Annotated in this window: 13 protein-coding genes; 8 read left to right on the top strand and 5 right to left on the bottom strand. The window is 72.1% G+C overall.

Going from position 1 to position 17671, the window contains the following annotated elements; all coding sequences use genetic code 11:
* Positions 1-49: 49 nt before the first annotated feature.
* Positions 50-976: a 2-hydroxyacid dehydrogenase gene (locus D7223_RS07955; protein ID WP_120726584.1), complete on the top strand. Its 927-nt coding sequence runs from the start codon at positions 50-52 to the stop codon at positions 974-976.
* 28 nt (positions 977-1004) lie between these two features.
* Here the strand turns inward: D7223_RS07955 and D7223_RS07950 are convergent, their stop codons facing one another.
* A complete protein-coding gene (locus D7223_RS07950) occupies positions 1005-1382 on the bottom strand; it encodes a PH domain-containing protein (protein ID WP_120726582.1) in 378 nt (125 codons plus the stop codon).
* A 200-nt stretch (positions 1383-1582) separates the two neighbouring features.
* Between D7223_RS07950 and D7223_RS07945 the strand changes: the two genes are divergently transcribed.
* Complete coding sequence (locus tag D7223_RS07945) at positions 1583-3664, top strand: GGDEF domain-containing phosphodiesterase (protein ID WP_337589440.1); 2082 nt, start codon at positions 1583-1585, stop codon at positions 3662-3664.
* 6 nt (positions 3665-3670) lie between these two features.
* Here the strand turns inward: D7223_RS07945 and D7223_RS07940 are convergent, their stop codons facing one another.
* The gene (locus D7223_RS07940; RefSeq protein WP_120726580.1) at positions 3671-4690 is read right to left on the bottom strand and encodes a LacI family DNA-binding transcriptional regulator; all 1020 of its coding nucleotides are present in this window, start codon (positions 4688-4690) and stop codon (positions 3671-3673) included.
* A 374-nt stretch (positions 4691-5064) separates the two neighbouring features.
* On the opposite strand from D7223_RS07940, the gene D7223_RS07935 reads away from it, so the two are divergent.
* From D7223_RS07935 to D7223_RS07910, 6 genes are all read left to right on the top strand, one after another.
* On the top strand, positions 5065-6348 hold the full coding sequence (locus D7223_RS07935; protein WP_120726578.1) for an ABC transporter substrate-binding protein: 1284 nt from the start codon (positions 5065-5067) through the stop codon (positions 6346-6348).
* An 81-nt stretch (positions 6349-6429) separates the two neighbouring features.
* Positions 6430-7443, top strand: a complete 1014-nt coding sequence (locus D7223_RS07930) for a carbohydrate ABC transporter permease (protein WP_120726576.1) — start codon at positions 6430-6432, stop codon at positions 7441-7443.
* A gap of 55 nt (positions 7444-7498) precedes the next feature.
* Positions 7499-8365: a carbohydrate ABC transporter permease gene (locus D7223_RS07925; protein WP_120726574.1), complete on the top strand. Its 867-nt coding sequence runs from the start codon at positions 7499-7501 to the stop codon at positions 8363-8365.
* Positions 8362-10824: a glycoside hydrolase family 2 protein gene (locus tag D7223_RS07920; protein WP_120726572.1), complete on the top strand. Its 2463-nt coding sequence runs from the start codon at positions 8362-8364 to the stop codon at positions 10822-10824. Before D7223_RS07925 ends, D7223_RS07920 begins: the two co-directional genes overlap by 4 nt.
* Positions 10825-10877: 53 nt before the next feature.
* Entirely contained in the window at positions 10878-12968 is a 2091-nt protein-coding gene (locus D7223_RS07915) for a cellulase family glycosylhydrolase (RefSeq protein ID WP_147252587.1), read from the top strand.
* 373 nt (positions 12969-13341) lie between these two features.
* Entirely contained in the window at positions 13342-13965 is a 624-nt protein-coding gene (locus tag D7223_RS07910; protein WP_147252586.1) for a hypothetical protein, read from the top strand.
* A gap of 97 nt (positions 13966-14062) precedes the next feature.
* On the opposite strand, the gene D7223_RS07905 is transcribed toward D7223_RS07910, so the two are convergent.
* From D7223_RS07905 to ilvD, 3 genes are all read right to left on the bottom strand, one after another.
* Positions 14063-14830 carry a hypothetical protein gene (locus D7223_RS07905; protein WP_238161709.1) on the bottom strand — a complete coding sequence of 256 codons (768 nt, stop codon included), beginning with the start codon at positions 14828-14830 and terminating at the stop codon, positions 14063-14065.
* Positions 14831-14990: 160 nt separating this feature from the next.
* A complete protein-coding gene (locus D7223_RS07900) occupies positions 14991-15569 on the bottom strand; it encodes an RICIN domain-containing protein (protein WP_158610836.1) in 579 nt (192 codons plus the stop codon).
* 173 nt (positions 15570-15742) lie between these two features.
* The gene (gene ilvD, locus D7223_RS07895; protein ID WP_120726564.1) at positions 15743-17590 is read right to left on the bottom strand and encodes a dihydroxy-acid dehydratase; all 1848 of its coding nucleotides are present in this window, start codon (positions 17588-17590) and stop codon (positions 15743-15745) included.
* Positions 17591-17671 lie beyond the last annotated feature (81 nt).

Genomic DNA, 17671 nt, shown 5'->3' with positions numbered 1-17671 from the left:
TACGCCCCGGCCCGTCGCCGGCCGGCGCGGGGGCCTATCGTCGGCGGTCGTGAAGGTATGGATCCCGCACCCGACCGGCCCGGACCTGCTGGGTGAGCTGCCCCCGGGCGTCACCGTGGAGGTGGTCGAGGATCCGGTCGGGCTGTCGTCCACCCCGACCGGCGTCCGGTTCTGGGTGCCGCCGTTCCTGGCCGGCGGCGACACCGTCGCCCTGGCGCGCGAGCTGCCCGACCTCCAGGTGGTGCAGCTGCTGTCCGCCGGGGCGGACGCGTGGGTCGGGCGGGTCCCCGACGGGGTGACCCTCTGCGACGCCCGCGGCGTGCACGACCCGTCGACGGCCGAGTGGGTGGTGACCGCGATCCTCGCCCAGCTGCGCGCGTTCCCCGCGATGATCCGCGCGCAGGCGCGGCGGGAGTGGGCGTACGCGGAGGTGGCGCCCACCGACGAGGTGGCCGGCAAGCGGGTGCTGATCGTCGGCGCGGGCTCGATCGGCTCGGCGGTGCGCGCCCGGCTGGAGCCGTTCGGGGTGACCTTCACGATGGTGGCCCGGACCGCCCGCCCGGAGCAGGGCGTGCACGCGGTGGCGGAGTTGCCGGCCCTGCTGCCGGACGCGGACGTGGTGGTGCTCCTGGTGCCGTTGACCGAGCAGACCCGGGGCCTGGTCGACGCGGGGTTCCTCGCCGCGATGCGGGACGGCGCGCTGCTGGTCAACGCCGCGCGGGGTCCGGTGGCCCGGACCGACGCGCTGGTGGCCGAGCTGCGCACCGGCCGGATCGCCGCGGCGCTGGACGTCACCGACCCGGAGCCGCTGCCCTCCGACCATCCCCTGTGGACGATGCCGAACGTGCTGCTCACCCCGCACGTCGCCGGCTCGGTCCGTGGTCTGCTGCCGCGGGCGTACCGCCTGGTGGGCGAGCAGATCCGACGGCTGGCCGCCGGTGAGCCGCTGATCAACGCGGTGGTGGACGGCTACTGATCCCGGTCGCGGGCCGGCGCGGGGTGGCTCAGTCGGCGCGGTCCTCAAGCGCCTGCCCGGTGGCCGAGACCAGCCGGGGCAGGTCGGTGTCGCGTACGGCGGGGAGCAGCACCTGCTCACCGTCGTCGAGCCGGGCGAGGGCCCGGCCACGCGGGTCGGTGGCCAGCGCGACGACGTGGTCCCAGCCGATCCGCCGCTGCCCGACGAGCGCGCGGACCCGTAGCTCACGCGGGTCGGCGTCGGTGCCGGCCCGCCAGGCCCACGCGGCGACGACGAGCGGGACGAGGAGCACCGGCGTCAGGTACCACCGCGCGGCGGCCAGAGGCAGGGCGCCGAAGAAGGCGATCACGGCCGCGACCAGGATCGCCTGGTTGTGCCGGAAGCGGACCACGCCGGAGCTGCTCACCCTCCGATGATCCCACCCGGACCCACGGGCTCCGTCGCCCGGGGGCGTCCGACGGGCCGCCGGCCCATCGGTGACCCGCGTCACCACCGGTCGCCGTCACCCTTCTGCGAGCCGGTCGTTGAGCACATTCAAGCGGCGGACAATCGTCACCGCCCCGCACCGCCGCACCGCCCCCGTGCCCCCTCACGAAGGCGAACGCCGTGCCCCTCGCGTACCCGCTCCACACGCCGATGCTGCTCGACGCCGCGGTCGTCGTGTCCGGCCTGACCGCCGCGATGCTGCCGCTGGCCGCGCCGCCGCCCGGGCAGGGCGCCGTCGCGCTGGTCGGTCTGACCGGCGCGGCCGTCCTCTTCACCGCCGGGCTGCTGCCGCGATCGCGGGGCGTCCGACCGCCCGCCCGGATCCAATGGCGCCGGTACGCCGACGCGGCCGCCGCCACGGTCGGGCTGGTGCTCGCCGCCTGGTTGCTGCTCCCGGTCGACGGGGTGGATCCGAACGCCCGGCTGGCCGCCGCGGTGGCGCTCGGCGGGACCGCCGTCGTCGCACTCGTGGCGCTCACCGGACCGGACCGGGACACCGGCGCGGCGCGCTGCCGGGGCGGGGCCGCGCTCACCCTCTTCGGGTTGGTGCTGCTGGCCACCTCGACGGCCGGTACGACGCCCGGCCGGGTGCTGCTGGTGGCCGTACCCCCGCTGGTCGGTGGGATGCTGCTGACCGCGTCGGGGGCGCGGTCCGGGCTCCGCGCGGACGCCGCCCCGGCCCGCCGCCGCACCCGGGTGCTGCCCCGGGTGCTGGTCCCGGCGGTGGCCGTGCTGGTGGCGGTGGGACGGCACCTCGCCACCGGCGCGGTGGTCGACCGCACCACCCTGCTCATCGCCCTGGCGGTGGTGCCGGCCCTGGTGGTCCGCGAGCTGGTCCGGGTCGGTGACCGGCCGGTGGTGCGGGATTCCGGCGACGCGCCGCCGAGCGGCACCGGCGGGCCGCGACCCGGGGGCCCGGACCGGGCGGACACCGCCCCGGTGGACCGGTGCGCGACGGGCGACGGTCGGCCGGTGGACCGGGCCGAGCTGCTGCGGGTGCTGGCCGCCGCCCGGCACGCCGCACCGCCCGCGGGCGCCCTGCTGATGGTCGACCTGCACGGTGCCGACAGCTTCGACCACCGGCGGCAGGACGACGTGGTCGCCGAGCTGGTGCACCGGGTACGCGCCGTCGTCGGTCCCCGGGACGTGGTCGCGGAACCGACCGGGGCCGGGCTGCTCGTGGTCACCGGTTCCGGCCCGGTGCTGGCGTACGCGTTGGGCACCCGGCTGGTGGCCGCGCTCAGCCAGCCGTACCAGGTGGCCGGCGCGGTGCTGCGCCTCCAGGTGAGCATCGGGCTGGCCGAGGTCGCCGGGGTGGCCCCGGAGGACGTGCTGCGCCAGGCCGGCCTCGCCCGGCGGCGGGCGGTACAGCTCGGTCGGGACCGGGTCGAGTGGTACGACGCGTATCTGGAGGAACAGCTCGTCCGGCGGCTCGACCTGGAGCGCGAACTGCCCGGCGCGGTCGCCCGGGGCGAGCTGGACCTGGTCTACCAGCCGGTGATCGGCCTGGCCGACCGGCAGCCGGTCGGCACCGAGGCGCTGCTGCGCTGGCGCAGCCCGGTGCTCGGCACGGTGCTCCCCGGCGAACTGCTCCCGGTCGCGGAGGACCTGGGCATCCTCGGCGAACTGGGATGCTGGGTGCTGGACCGGGCCTGCCGCCAGTTGGCCGCCTGGTCCGGGGCCGGCCGGGAGGACCTCTGGATGGCGGTGAACGTGACCGTCCGCGAGCTGACCGCGCCGGACTTCGTACCCCGGACGGCGGCGGTGCTGGACGCGTTCGGGGTGGCGCCCGAGCGGCTGGTGGTCGAGGTGCCCGAGCCCCGCGTCGCCGCCGAGCTGCCGACGGTGGTGGCCCGGTTGGCCGGGCTGCGGTCCCTGGGCATCCGCACCGCGCTGGACGACTTCCGGGCCGAGCACGCCTCGCTCACCCAGTTGCGCCGGCTGCCGATCGACCTGCTCAAGGTGGGCCCCCAGGTGGTCGATCCGGGGCTGGACCCGCAGCGCCCGTTGATCGACGTGGTGGTGAACGTGGGGGACCGGCTGGGGTTGGAGATCGTCGCCGAGGAGCTGGAGTGGCCCGACCAGGTCGACGGGGCGTACCGGGCCGGCTGCCGGTTCGGGCAGGGTTTCGCCCTGGCCCGGCCGGCTACCGCCGAGCGGGTGGAGGCGTACTTCGAGGAGTTCCCGACCACCTCACGCTGAACCGGTTCACCTGACCCGCGGCGGCGCGGTGCTGCCCCGCGGGGTGAGATGTGCCGTCTCGTCCTGGAGCGCACCCACGCTGGTGCCGCCGATCACCGCCAGGAGCTGCCGGGCCGCGTTCGCGCCGTACGCGGGGATGTCCCGGCCGAGGGCGGTCAGCGACGGATGCACGAGCTGACACAGCGGCGAGTCGTCCCAGGCCACGATGGACAGGTCGGCGGGCACGCCCAGCCCCATCTCCTGGGCCACCGACAGGCCCGCTATCGCCATCACGTCGTTGTCGTAGATCACCGCGGTCGGCCGGTCCGGCGTGCTGAGCAGGCGTCGGGTGGCGCGGGCGCCCTCCTCGCCGGTGTAGTCCGACGGGACGGTCACCGCGTCCGGCAGGTCGAGTCGGCGGCACACCCGGGCGAACGCCTCGGTGCGGATCTCGGTGTGCAGCAGGTCGGGCAGGCCGCCGACCCGGGCGATGCGGCGGTGGCCGAGGGCGGTCAGGTATTCCACGGTCTCGACCAGCGCCGCCGCGTCGTCGGACCAGACGCTGGCCAACTGGCCGGTGCCGCCCGGACCGCCGATCACCACCGCCGGCAGACCCAGCTCCTCCAGCGCCGGCACCCGCCGGTCGGAGGCGCGCAGGTCGCAGACGAGGACGCCGTCCACCCGCCGCTCGCCCCACCAGCGCCGGTAGACCGCGATCTCCGCGTCTTGGTCGGCGACGACCTGGAGGGTCAGCGCGTACGACCGGGCGGACAGCTCCGCCTCGACGCCGCTGATCAGCTCCATGAAGAAGGGCTCGATGCCGAGCGTGCGGGCGGGTCGGCACAGGGCCAGGCCGACCGCGTCGGCGGTGGATCCGGACAGGGCGCGGGCGGCGCTGCTGGGGTTGAAACCGATCTCCGCGGCGATGGCGAGGATCCGTTGCCGGGTCGCCGCGGAGACCCCGGGCTGGCCGTTGAGCGCGTAGGACACCGCACCCTTGGACACCCCGGCGCGACGGGCGACGTCGGCGATGGTCGGCCGCTTCACCGGCGCACTCCTTCTCTCCGCCCGGACCGGGCGGTCGTGCCTGTGCCGGCTCCCCGGCGCGGAGGTCACGCTACGGGTGTCGGCGGTCGATGGTCGACCCCGTCCGGCGCTACGCGGCCGGGCGACCAACTTGCTCGGTTAAGCCTACGGACCCCGGGCCGGTTAAGGAACGGCGGGTAATGGTGGATGCTGCGCGGAAGAGCGCTTAACCACGCATGGTCGCGCTCCCATCGATCGATCGAAGGCCTCCTGGTGCCCCGCTGTTAACCGGCCGTTGACACGCCCGAAGTCGGGTCGTACGGTGGCGTCACTTATCCGGTTCAGTCAACGTCTCTCGATGTCAGGGGCGTTCCCACTTTCGCGCGGAGGATGACATGAGACGGTCCTGGACGCACTGGGCCCGGGCGGTCGCCGTGGGCGCCGTCAGTCTGGCCATGGTGGCGGCGTGTAGCGGCAGGAGCACCACCGGCGGGTCGGACGCGGCCGACGGCCAGGTCACGTTGAAGATCAATTTCTGGGGTGACTTCGGGCTCCAGGACCTCAAGACGAAGTACGAGTCCGCGAACCCGAACGTCAAGATCCAGCTGAACTCGGGCGAGTACAACGCCCAGCACGAGGACCTGCAGAAGAAGCTGATCGCCGGCAACGGCGCACCGGACATCGCCGCCATCGACGAGGGCTTCATGGTCCAGTTCCGGGGCCAGGCCGACAAGTTCGTCAACCTGCTGGACAAGGGCGCCGCCTCCTACGAGAGCAAGTACCTGCCCTGGAAGTGGAAGCAGTCCCTGTCGGCCGACGGCAAGACCCAGATCGGCCTCGGCACCGACGTCGGCGGTCTGGCCATGTGCTACCGGACCGACCTCTTCAAGGCCGCCGGGCTGCCGACCGCACGCGACCAGGTCTCCGCCCTCTGGCCCACCTGGGACAAGTTCGTCGAGGTCGGCCAGCAGTACACCGCCAAGACCAACAAGAAGTTCGTCGACGCCGGCACGAACCTGTTCAACCCGATCCTCGCCCAGCAGCAGGTCGGCTTCTACAACGAGCAGGACCAGCTCCAGTTGGAGCCCGGCCCCAAGGTCGCCTTCGACTACACCGTCAAGGCCGTCCAGTCCGGTCTCTCGGCCAACCTGGTGAGCTTCCAGGCCGACTGGGACAAGGGCTTCACCAGTGGCGCGTTCGCGGTGCTCGCCTGCCCGGCCTGGATGCTCGGGCACATCAAGCAGACCGCCCCCGGCACCGAGGGCAAGTGGGACATCGCGACGGTGCCCGGCGGCGGCGGCAACTGGGGCGGCTCGTTCCTGACCGTCCCCAAGCAGGGCAAGAACGTCGACGAGGCGTACAAGTTCGTGGAGTGGCTGGTCCAGCCGGAACAGCAGATCGAGATCTTCAAGAAGGTCGGCAACCTGCCCTCGCAGCCGGCGCTCTACTCCGACCCGGCGATCGCCGACTTCAAGAACCCGTTCTTCAACGACGCCCCGGTGGGCCAGATCTTCCCGAAGATGGCGCAGGGGCTGACCCCGCAGTACTTCGGGAAGAAGCACGGACCGACCCGGGTCGCGGTGGAGAACGTCATCCGGCGGGTCGAGAACAAGACGCTGAAGCCGGACGCCGCCTGGGGTGAGGTGGTCAAGGAGGCCGAGAAGGCGGCCAGGTCCTGATCCTGCCGCCCGGTGGCGGAGCGGCCCCGCCGCTCCGCCACCACCCGTCCCCGTCCCCACCCCGGCCGATGGAGTGAACCGATGTCCACCACCCGTGCCGCACCGACGCCGCCGGGGCACCGACCCGCGCCCGAGCGCGGGAACACCCCGGCCGACGAACGGCGGATGACCTGGCGCAACCGGCTGTACCGCTTCGACATGCGCTACATGCCGTACCTGATGATCGCCCCGTTCTTCGTGCTGTTCTTCGTCTTCGGGCTCTTCCCGCTGCTGTTCAACGCCGTGGTCTCGCTGCGCAACTACCGGCTCGACGACCCGACGCTGCCGTACTGGGCCGGCCTGGACAACTTCAGCCGGCTCGTCGGCGACGAGGACTTCTGGAACGCCCTCTACAACACCTTCGGTATCTTCCTGCTGTCGACCGTGCCGCAGCTGCTGCTCGCGCTGGTGGTCGCCTCGCTGCTGAACCGAAAACTGCGGGCCCAGACCTGGTGGCGGGTGGGGGTGCTGCTGCCCTACATCACGCCGATCGTCGCCTCCACGATGGTGTTCAGCGTCTTCTTCTCCCGTGAGTTCGGCATGGCCAACTGGGCCCTCGGCCTGTTCGGCGTCGGCGGTCCGGACGACCCGATCGACTGGCGGGCCGACAAGCTGCACTCCTGGATCGCCATCGCGACGATGGTCAACTGGAAGTGGATCGGCTACAACGCGCTGCTCTACCTGGCCGCGATGCAGTCCATCCCACGCGACGTCTACGAGGCCGCCGCGATCGACGGCGCCGGTCAGTGGAAGCAGCTCTGGCGGATCACCGTGCCGATGATCCAGCCGGTGGTGCTGTTCACCGTCATCCTCTCCACCATCGGCGGGCTCCAGCTCTTCACCGAGCCGATGCTGTTCGACCAGAACGCGCAGATCGCCACCGGCGGGCCGAACGGCGAGTGGCAGACCATCGCCCAACTCATCTACAAGGTCGGCTGGAAGGACCTGAACCTCGGCTACGCCGCCGCGATGTCCTGGGCGCTCTTCCTGATCATCCTGGTCGTCGCCGGCATCAACTACGTGCTGACCAACCGCCTGTCCGGAGGTAAGCGGTGAGCGCGAGGAACGCAGCGCAGCGGAGTACCGCAGCCGCGAACGGAAGGAGACGCCGATGAGCGCGCGCAGAGCCGGCGTGGTCGGGCGGGCGCCGCAGGACACCCCGGCCGGCATCTGGACCTACCTGTTCCTGGCCCTGACCATGCTGTTCGCCGCGTTCCCGCTGTACTGGATGTTGGTCATCGCCACCAGCAACGACGAGGCGCTGGCGAAGCTGCCGCCCGCCGTGGTGCCGGGCGACCAGTTCATGACCAACGTCCGGGAGGTCTTCTCCCTCCAGGACGTCTACTTCGCCGCCTCCCTGGTGAACAGCCTCATCGTGTCGTCCGTGGTGACCGCCTCGGTGCTGTTCTTCTGCTCGCTGGCCGGCTTCGCCTTCGCCAAGCTGCGGTTCCGGGGCAGCAACGTGCTGATGCTCTTCGTGGTGCTCACCCTGACCGTGCCCAACCAGCTCGGCATCGTCGCGCTCTACATCGTGATGGGCAAACTCGGCTGGAACGGCACCCTGCTGGCGGTGATCGCCCCCGGCCTGGTCACCGCCTTCGGCGTGTTCTACATGCGCCAGTTCATCGTCAACACGGTCCCCGACGAGCTGGTCGAGTCGGCGCGGGTGGACGGCGCCACCACCATGCGGGTGTACGCCAGCATCGTGCTGCCGGCGATCCGGCCGGCGCTGGCGGTACTCGGCCTGCTCACCTTCGTGGCGACCTGGAACGAGTTCCAGTGGCCGCTGATCACCCTGAGCGGCACCGACTTCCCGACCTCGATGGTCGCCGTGTCGGACCTGGCCAGCGGCAACTACGTGATCTACCGGCGGGTGCTGGCGGGCGCGTTCATCGCCACCGTCCCCCTGCTGGTCATGCTGTTCATCGGCGGACGCCAGATCGTCCGCGGAATCATGGAAGGCGCGGTGAAGTCGTGAGCCGTTCCACGCTGTTGCACGAGGGTTGGACGCTGCGGGCCGAGCCCGGCCGGCAGGTGCCGCCGGAGATCGCCGGGACGCCGGTGCCGGCTGTCGTGCCCGGCTGCGTGCACACCGACCTGCTCGCCGCCGGGTTGATCCCCGACCCGTACCTGGACGACAACGAGACCGCGCTGGCCTGGATCGGGCGCACCGACTGGGTCTACCAGACCAGCTTCGACGCGCCCGACGGCGACCACGACCGGGTCGACCTGGTCTGCGCCGGCCTGGACACGGTGGCCACGGTGACCGTCAACGGCGTCGAGGTCGGCCGCACCGCGAACATGCACCGCGGCTACCGCTTCGACGTCGGCGCGTCGCTACGGCCGACCGGCAACACCCTCTCGGTCCGGTTCGACTCCGCGTACCGCTACGCCGAGGCGCAGCGTGACCGGCTCGGCGACCGGCCCAACGCGTACCCGGAGCCGTTCCCGTTCATCCGCAAGATGGCCTGCAACTTCGGCTGGGACTGGGGGCCGACCCTGGTCACCGCCGGCATCTGGCAGTCGATCGGGCTGCACGCCTGGTCCTCCGCCCGGCTGGCCACCGTCCGGCCGCTGGTCACCGTCGACGGGACCGACGGCCGGGTCGAGCTGCACGTCGAGGTGGAACGCGCCACCGACACGCCGCTGACCGTGCGGGCCGCGGTCGCCGGGGGTGCCGCCGAGGCGACCATCCCGGCCGGGCAGCGGGCCGCCGTGCTGACCGTCAGCGTCCGCGAGCCCGCGCTCTGGTGGCCCCGAGGGTACGGCGACCAGGCCCGCCACGACCTCGACGTGACCCTGGCCGGGCCGGACGGCGGCACCCTGGACGCGTGGAACCGGCGGATCGGCTTCCGGTCGGTACACCTGGACACCACGCCCGACCCGCACGGCGCCGCGTTCACCCTGCACGTCAACGACGTTCCCGTCTTCGTCCGGGGGGTCAACTGGATCCCCGACGACGCGTTCCCCACCCGGATCACCCGGGAGCGGCTGGCCCACCGGTTCGACCAGGCGGTCGGCGCGAACATCAACCTGCTGCGCGTCTGGGGCGGCGGCCGGTACGAGTCGGAGGACTTCTACGACCTCGCCGACAGCCTCGGCGTCCTCGTCCAGCAGGACTTCCTCTTCGCCTGCGCGGCGTACCCGGAGGAGGAGCCGATCGCCGCCGAGGTGGCCGCCGAGGCCGCCGAACAGGTGGTGCGGCTCGCCCCGCACCCGTCGCTGGTGCTCTGGACCGGCAACAACGAGAACATCTGGGGCTGGCACGACTGGGACTGGCAGGAGCCCCTCGCCGGGCGCACCTGGGGACGGGGCTACTACCTCGACGTGCTGCCGCGTACCGTCGCCGAGCTGGACCCGACCCGCCCGTACTGGCCGGGCAGCCCCTGGTCGGGCAGCGAGGAGATCCACCCCAACGACCCGGCGTACGGCACCACGCACATCTGGGACGTGTGGAACACCGACGACTACACGAAGTACCGGGCGTACGTTCCCCGCTTCGTCGCCGAGTTCGGCTGGCAGGCGCCCCCGGCGTACGCGACCCTGCGTCGGGCGCTCTCCGACGATCCGCTCGCGCACGACTCGCCGGGCATGGCCCACCATCAGAAGGCCATCGACGGCGACCTGAAGCTCCAGCGGGGCGTCGACGCGCACCTGCCCGCGCCGGCCGACTTCGACGACTGGCACTACCTGACCCAGCTCGTCCAGGCCCGCGCCATGCAGGTCGGCATCGAACACTTCCGGTCCCACCGGGACGTCTGCTCCGGCACCATCTTCTGGCAGCTCAACGACTGCTGGCCGGTGACCTCCTGGTCGGCGGTCGACGGCGACGGCCGGCGCAAGCCGATGTGGTACGCGGTGCGCCGGGCGTACGCCGACCGGCTGCTCACCGTCCAGCCGCGCCCCGACGGGCTGGCCGTGGTCGCCGTCAACGAGACGGCCGACCGGTGGCGGACCCCGGTCACCGTCACCCGATCCACCCTGGACGGTGAACCCCGGGCGAAGGCCACGCTGGAGGTCGACGTGCCCGCGTACGCCTCGGTCACGCTGGTGCTGCCGGCGGACCTGGCGGGGCCGGACGAGCCCCGGGGTGAGCTGCTGGTCGCCGACGCGGGCGACGGGGCCGAGCGGGCGTTGTGGCTCTTCGCCGAGGACCGTGACGTCCGGTGGCCGGCGCCGGCCCTCGACGCGGTGGTGGAGCCGGTGGACGGCGGTCAGCGGGTCCGGGTGACCGCCCGGAGCGTGCTGCGGGACCTGACCCTGTTCCCGGACCGGCTGGACGCGTCGGCCGAGGTGGACGAGGCGCTGGTGACGTTGCTGCCGGGGGAGTCGGCGACGTTCACCGTGCGCTCCGGCACGCCGCTCGACCCGGCCGCGCTGACCACCCGCCCGGTGCTGCGCTGCGTCAACGACATGAAAGGAAGGGCCCCTTCCTAACGCCTGGTGTAGAGGAAGGGTCCCTTCCTAACCCGCGCCCGAAGGAGACGACGATGCGGAGAAGGCTTGCCGGCGTACTGCTGGCACTTGCGGGGTTGGTGGCGACGGCGGGTGCCGCGCCCGCCACCGCCGCGCCCACGACGGCGGGCGTTCCACCCGCCAGCGCGCCCACGGCGGCGGCCGGGAACGCGGCGGCGGCCGGGAACGCGGCGGCGGCCGGGAACGCGACGGTGGCCGGTGACGCCGTCGGCCGGCACGGTGGCGGGTTCGTGACCCGGCGGGGCGACCGGCTGGTGCTGGACGGCAAACCGTTCCGGTTCGCCGGGACCAACAACTACTACCTGATGTACAAGTCACCGGCGATGGTCGACGACGTGTTCGCCGACGCGCGCGCCGCCGGGTTCACCGTGCTGCGGCACTGGGGCTTCCTCGACATCGGCACCCCGGGCGGCACCGACTCGGTGGCCGGCCCGTCCGACGGGGTGTGGTTCCAGCACTGGGACGGACAGCGGCCGGCCCTCCACGACGGCCCGGACGGCCTGGAACGCCTCGACCGGGTGCTCGCCTCGGCCCGGCGGCACGGGATCCGGGTGGTCATCCCGCTGGTCAACAACTGGCGGGACTTCGGCGGCATGGACCAGTACGTCCGCTGGCGCGGCGCCGACCACCACGACGACTTCTACACCGACCCGGTGATCCGGGGCTGGTACCGCGACTGGGCGTCGCACCTGCTCAACCGGGTCAACACGATCACCGGCGTGGCCTACAAGGACGACCCGACGATCCTGTCCTGGGAACTGGCCAACGAGCCGCGGTGCAAGGGCTCCGGGGTCTACCCGACCTCCCCGGAGTGCTCCACCGACACGATCACCGCCTGGGCCGACGAGATGAGCCGGCACCTCCGGTCGATCGACCGGCGGCACCTGATCGGCGTCGGCGACGAGGGCTTCTTCTGCGACGACCCGGCCGCCGCGGACTGGACGGTCAACTGTGGCGAGGGCGTCGACTCGGTCGCGCTCGCGTCACTGCCGGCGGTCGACGTGCTCGGCTACCACCTCTACCCGGACCACTGGGGCACCGACGCCGACTGGGGTGTCGCGTGGATCGAGCGGCACAACCGCGAGGCGCGGCGGATCGGCAAGCCGGCCCTGCTGGGCGAGTTCGGCTGGAGCGACCGCGCCACCCGCAACCCCGTCTACCAGCGGTGGACCGACGCGTTCATCCGCACCGGCGGCGCCGGCTTCCTCTACTGGATCCTCTCCGGCGTCCAGGACGACGGCACCCCCTACCCGGACTACGACGGCTACACCGTCTACTGCCCCAGCCCGGTCTGCACCACCCTCGCCAACGCCGGGGACCGGATCCGCCGCGGCTTCCGGCCGCGACCACCGGTCGCCGACCACGACACCGCGGTCACCCAGGCCGGCACGCCGGTCACCCTCACCCCGACAACCAACGACATCGCGTACGCGGGCAGCCTCCGACCATCCACCCTGGACCTCGACCCGGCGATGCGCGGACAGCAGCGCGCCACGTCCGTGACGGGCGGCCGGTTCGTGGCCACGGCGTCCGGGGCGGTCGTCTTCACCCCGGCGGACGGGTTCCAGGGGCGGGCCGTCGCGTCGTACACCGTCCGGGACCGCGCCGGTCGTCGGTCGAACGTCGCCGAGCTGACCGTCACCGTCAAGCCCGCCCCCGGCGACCCGATCCGGCTCGCGAGCTGGGAGACCGGCGTGGAGGGCTGGGCTCCCGGCGACTGGCAGACCGACGCCGGCACCGTCGCGCAGACCGCCTCCTTCGCCACCCACGGCTCGGCCGCCCTGGAGGTCACCGCCACGGGCGGCGGCTGGTTCGGGGTGACGCTTCCGTCGCCGGTCGACCTGTCCGCCTCCGGTGTCCTGCGCTACGACCTGCGCAGCTCGGTGTCGGCGGGCACCTCGTCGGCGATCGCCATGCAGACCGGTGACGGGTTCACGTGGTGCCAGTCGGTGTTCGGCTGGGTACCGCAGGGGACCACCACGACCGTGGAGGTGGACCTGCTCGACGAGATGTCCTGCGATCAGGCGGCCCTCGCCGACGTACGCGGAGTGCTGATCTGGGTCAGCCCCGGCACCCACCGGCTGGACAACCTGCGCGCCGAGTAGGCGGGCGGTACGCGGCCCCCACGTCGGGTGGGGCCGCGTACCGTGCGCGGGGTCGGCCGGAGTGCAGGCGGCGCTGAGTCACCGACGGCTGGGATGCCATGCGGGCCGAGGCGCTGCGCGACTGGCTGCTCGACCGCCTGGAAGCGCCCGAGCGACGGCACGGAGCTGCTCGGCTGGGCCGGGTGGGACCACCTCGCCCGGAAGGGACCGACCGGGTCATCAAGACGTCGCCCGCGACGCCTACGGCTTCCGCAACCCCGAAAACAGCGCAGACGCGACAGCGGCCGATCATTGACATGCTCCTATCCCCTGGGAGATTCCTGCGCTTGAATCGGCTTGTCTTGGACATCGCCCTTCCCGTAGGAGGCATTACATGATTCGTGTCCGGCGAATGCTGCTCGCGATGGCGCTCGTCGTCACCGCGACGCTGCTGGTGCCGCCCACCGCGGCCAGCGCTTCTGGTCGGCCGGTGACAATCTGCTTCATGGTCGGCACCATCGGCGGTCGGCCGATCTTCGACTGTCACACGATCTATCTGCCGGAGTTCACGCCCAAGCCGATCGGGCCGGTCGAGTGCCTGACCTGCCCGCCGGTCTTCGACCTGTGGGACCGGGTCGACCCGGAGAAGCGATTCGAGTACCTGGACCGGCTGGGTCGAGGGCTGTCGCTGCTGGGGGAGGCGGCGCAGGCGGCGGACCCGGTCAAGGCCAGGCGCCTGCGGGAGACGGCGACGGAGAACTTCTGGTCGTCGGCGAAACTGCTGGACGGCTCGGAGGTGAAGCTCGACCAGGTCGGCTGGGCGGATGTGAAGAACGAGAAGTTCCTTGGTGACCCGGATCCTCAGCCGTCGCTGGTGGCGAGCGGGGAGAACCTCGCTGGCGGGCTCGGGCTGATGCAGTTGGCGCTCGGTGACCCGCACCCGGAGCCCAACATCGAGGCGGCGATGGCCCGCTTCGACCAGGCATACAAGGATCTCGGGACGCTGTTCGCCGGGTAGTCCTTCCGGTCGTCGCGGATGCGGCAGCCCGGACAGGCCGGCCCCGTCGGGCTGGTACGCGGCCCCCGCCTCCCGCAGGCGGGGGTCGCCTGCCGGATCAGTTGGGCAGGGCGCCGAGGCCGGCGAGCAGTTCCAGCCGTTCGTCGGCGGTCAGGGCAGCGTAGATCGGCTCGTCCCGGCGGTTCGTGTCGTCCTCGATCGCCCGCCGTCGTGGCCCGTCCGGTAGCGCCCGGATCTCGTCCACGGTCAGCCCGGCCGCCCGCCACGCTGCCCGGTGGGCGTCGGCCCGGTGGTGCCGCAGCGCGCCGAGCCGGGCGGTCAGCCGCAGCGCGGCCGGGGCGTCCGGTGGCTCGTACACCGGCGCCACCGCCCGGAACGCGGGCCCGCCGGTGGTCAGCCCGTGCGTCAACAGCCGCCCGACCAGGTCGGCCAGCCGGGGCAGGAAGTCCGGTGCGGCGCCCCACCGCTCCTCGGCCGCCTCGGCGATCGTCCGCTGCGCGGTCAGGGCCAACTCCCGGCCGAGCGGGGTGAGGTGCCATGCGCCCTCGGCGTCGACGGTGGCCACACCCTGGTCGAGTTCCCCGGTCATGTCGCCGCTGGTGTAGACCAGCGCGTCGGTGAGTGCCCCGGCGGGCATCGGGCGGGCGAGCAGCCCGAAGGAGAAGCTCACCTCGAAGCCCGGCCGCAGGCCGCGCTGTTCGTAGTACGCCCGGATCGCGGGCCGTGCGGTGAGACTCGCGCCCGCGTAGACCCGGTCGACCACCGGCCTGATCAACGCCGCGTAACTCACGATCACCTCCCCGACACCGTTCGGCAGGATACCGAAGGCGGAGTCGGCGTGGTGGCCCTCGACGTGGACCTCCACCGGCGGTCCTACGGGGTCCTGCGCTAGACGCTACGGGTTTCGCTCGGGTGATGAGCCACGTCAGGCTCCGCCAGATGGGCGGCGGCGAGGCCGGGTCGTCCCGCGAGGAGATCGCGGCGGAGACCAGACCCGGTGCCGTGGTCGACTCCCGATGCGGCGATCAGCACGTGGTCGCGTTACGACAATTGATCCGCCATTGCTGCGACCCGGTGGTGTTTGCCGGACGGGTGACGGCCCGGAAGTCTTGCGAGCTGGAATGGTAGGAGTCCAGGAACCGGCCGCTGCTGACCTGCTGGATCGTGTGGTAGTCGCCGCCGAGGTTCGTCAGGCGCCAGAGCTGGGTGGTGTCGTTCTGCTGCGGACGCGTGACAACCCGGAAATCAAGGCTGGCGATCTCGTGGGCGTCGAGGTAGCGACCACTGCTCAGCTGCATGATCGTGTACTGGCCGAAGCCCTTGTCGGTCAGCAGCCACAGCTGGGTGTTGTTCTCCTGCAGTGGTCTGGTGACGACGTTGTAGTCCAGCGACGAAATCTCATGAGCGTCGAGGAATCGTGCACCCCAGTCGTGAAAGATGCGCACCACCCGCGGGGGCTCCAGAAGAATGGCGGTGGCACGCTCCCGGGAGTCCGTCGTCGCGGTGGCCGGAGCAGCCGCCGCACCGGTCGAGGCAAAGAGGATCACCGCCACCGCGGCCAACGTGGTGAGCAGGCGCCTTCCCGCCTTGCGTCGTGCATGCATAGCGCCAGCCTCCGGACTGCGTGGATCGCGAGACCCTCCCGCCGTCCCGGAGCCTAGTGAGGTGGGCGCCCCGCCCGTACCCATCAGTCCTGGATGAGACAGCGAGGAGCACCGGGTGTTCGTTAGGAAGGGCCCCTTCCTATGCACGAGGCGTTAGGAAGGGGCCCTTCCTTTCACTCGGGGACGCGGCGGTAGGCGCCGTCGCTGGCCGAGGTGGCCATCGAGGCGTACGCGCGCAGCGCCGCCGACACCGGCCGCTGCCGATCCGTCGGCGTGTACGGCCTGTCGCGCTTCTCCTCGGCCACCCGTCGCGCCGCCAACTCGTCCGATGGCACGTCCAGCTCGATCGAGCGGCCGGGGATGTCGATGACGATCTCGTCGCCGTCGCGGACCAGGGCGATCAGCCCGCCGGAGGCGGCCTCGGGGGAGACGTGTCCGATGGACAGGCCGGAGGTGCCGCCGGAGAACCGGCCGTCGGTGAGCAGTGCGCAGGCCCGGCCCAGGCCCCGGCCCTTGAGGAACGAGGTGGGGTAGAGCATCTCCTGCATGCCGGGGCCGCCCTTCGGGCCCTCGTAGCGGATCACCACCACGTCACCGGCGACGACCTGCTTGGCCAGGATGGCGGTGACGGCGTCGTCCTGCGACTCGTACACCTTCGCCGGGCCCCGGAAGGTGAGGCACTCCTCGGGCACCCCGGCGGTCTTGACGACGCAACCGTCCGGGGCCAGGTTGCCGTGCAGGATCGCCAGGCCACCGTCGGCGCTGTACGCGTGCGCCCGGTCCCGGATGCAGCCACCGGCGGCGTCGGTGTCCAGCGTCGACCAGCGGTTGGTGGTGGAGAACGGTTCGACGGTGCGCACCCCGCCCGGCGCGGCGTGGAACAACTCCAGCGCCTCGGGCGTCGGTGACCCGCCCCGGACGTCCCAGTCGGCGAGCCACCGGTCCAGGTCGGGGGAGTGCACGCTGTGCACGTTGCGGTGCAGCAGGCCGGCGCGGTCCAGTTCGCCGAGGATGGCGGGGATGCCGCCGGCCCGGTGCACGTCCTCCATGTGGTACTGCGGGGAGTTCGGCGCGACCTTGGCCAGGCAGGGCACCCGCCGGGAGACCGCGTCGATGGCGGCCACGTCGAAGTCCAGCTCGGCCTCGCGGGCGGCGGCGAGCAGGTGCAGGATCGTGTTGGTCGACCCGCCCATGGCCACGTCCAGGGCGACCGCGTTCTCGAACGCGTCCCGGTTGGCGATGGCGCGGGGCAGCACCGAGGCGTCGTCGCCGTCGTACCACCGCTTGGCGATCTCCACGGCGGTGCGGCCGGCCTCGACGAAGAGCGACCGGCGCGCGGCGTGGGTGGCCAGCGTGGAGCCGTTGCCGGGCAGGGCGAGCCCGATCGCCTCGGTGAGGCAGTTCATCGAGTTGGCGGTGAACATGCCGGAGCAGGAGCCGCAGGTCGGGCAGGCGGAGCGTTCGATCTCGCCGAGCTGGTCGTCGGTGACCGACTCGTTGGACGAGGCGATCATCGCGTCGATCAGGTCGATCTTGCCGTGCACGACGCCGTCGATCGCCGTCGTCTTGCCGGCCTCCATCGGGCCGCCGGAGACGAAGACGGTGGGGATGTTGAGCCGTAGTGCGGCGAGCAGCATCCCCGGGGTGATCTTGTCGCAGTTCGAGATGCAGACCAGGGCGTCCGCGCAGTGCGCGTTGACCATGTACTCCACCGCGTCGGCGATCAACTCACGGCTGGGCAGCGAGTAGAGCATGCCGCCGTGGCCCATCGCGATGCCGTCGTCGACGGCGATGGTGTTGAACTCCCGCCCCACCCCGCCGGCCTCGGCCACCGCCTCGGCGACCAGGCCACCCATGTCCTTGAGGTGGACGTGGCCGGGTACGAACTGGGTGAAACTGTTGGCGATGGCGACGATCGGCTTACCGAAGTCGTCGTCGGTCATCCCGGTGGCCCGCCACAGGGCCCGGGCGCCGGCCATCATCCGACCGTGCGTGGAGGTCTTCGACCGCAGCTCAGGCATGTGTACCAGTCTGGCACCGCCGGCGGACCGACCGGTCGGTGCACGGGCCGTGTCTCAACAGATGCACACCCGACCCCCCAC

The organism is Micromonospora endolithica, from assembly GCF_003626595.1.
GTDB lineage: Bacteria > Actinomycetota > Actinomycetes > Mycobacteriales > Micromonosporaceae > Micromonospora > Micromonospora endolithica.
Note: the sequence above shows the minus strand (reverse complement) of the source record. Positions and strands in the feature narration are given on the sequence as shown.

Excerpts from the sequence above, each read along its gene's own strand:
- D7223_RS07935 (WP_120726578.1), top strand. The coding sequence starts at position 5,065 with ATGAGACGGTCCTGGACGCACTGGGCCCGGGCGGTCGCCGTGGGCGCC.
- D7223_RS07930 (WP_120726576.1), top strand. The coding sequence starts at position 6,430 with ATGTCCACCACCCGTGCCGCACCGACGCCGCCGGGGCACCGACCCGCG.
- D7223_RS07910 (WP_147252586.1), top strand. The coding sequence starts at position 13,342 with ATGATTCGTGTCCGGCGAATGCTGCTCGCGATGGCGCTCGTCGTCACC.
- D7223_RS07915 (WP_147252587.1), top strand. The coding sequence starts at position 10,878 with ATGCGGAGAAGGCTTGCCGGCGTACTGCTGGCACTTGCGGGGTTGGTG.
- D7223_RS07925 (WP_120726574.1), top strand. The coding sequence starts at position 7,499 with ATGAGCGCGCGCAGAGCCGGCGTGGTCGGGCGGGCGCCGCAGGACACC.
- D7223_RS07900 (WP_158610836.1), bottom strand. The coding sequence starts at position 15,569 with ATGCATGCACGACGCAAGGCGGGAAGGCGCCTGCTCACCACGTTGGCC.
- ilvD (WP_120726564.1), bottom strand. The coding sequence starts at position 17,590 with ATGCCTGAGCTGCGGTCGAAGACCTCCACGCACGGTCGGATGATGGCC.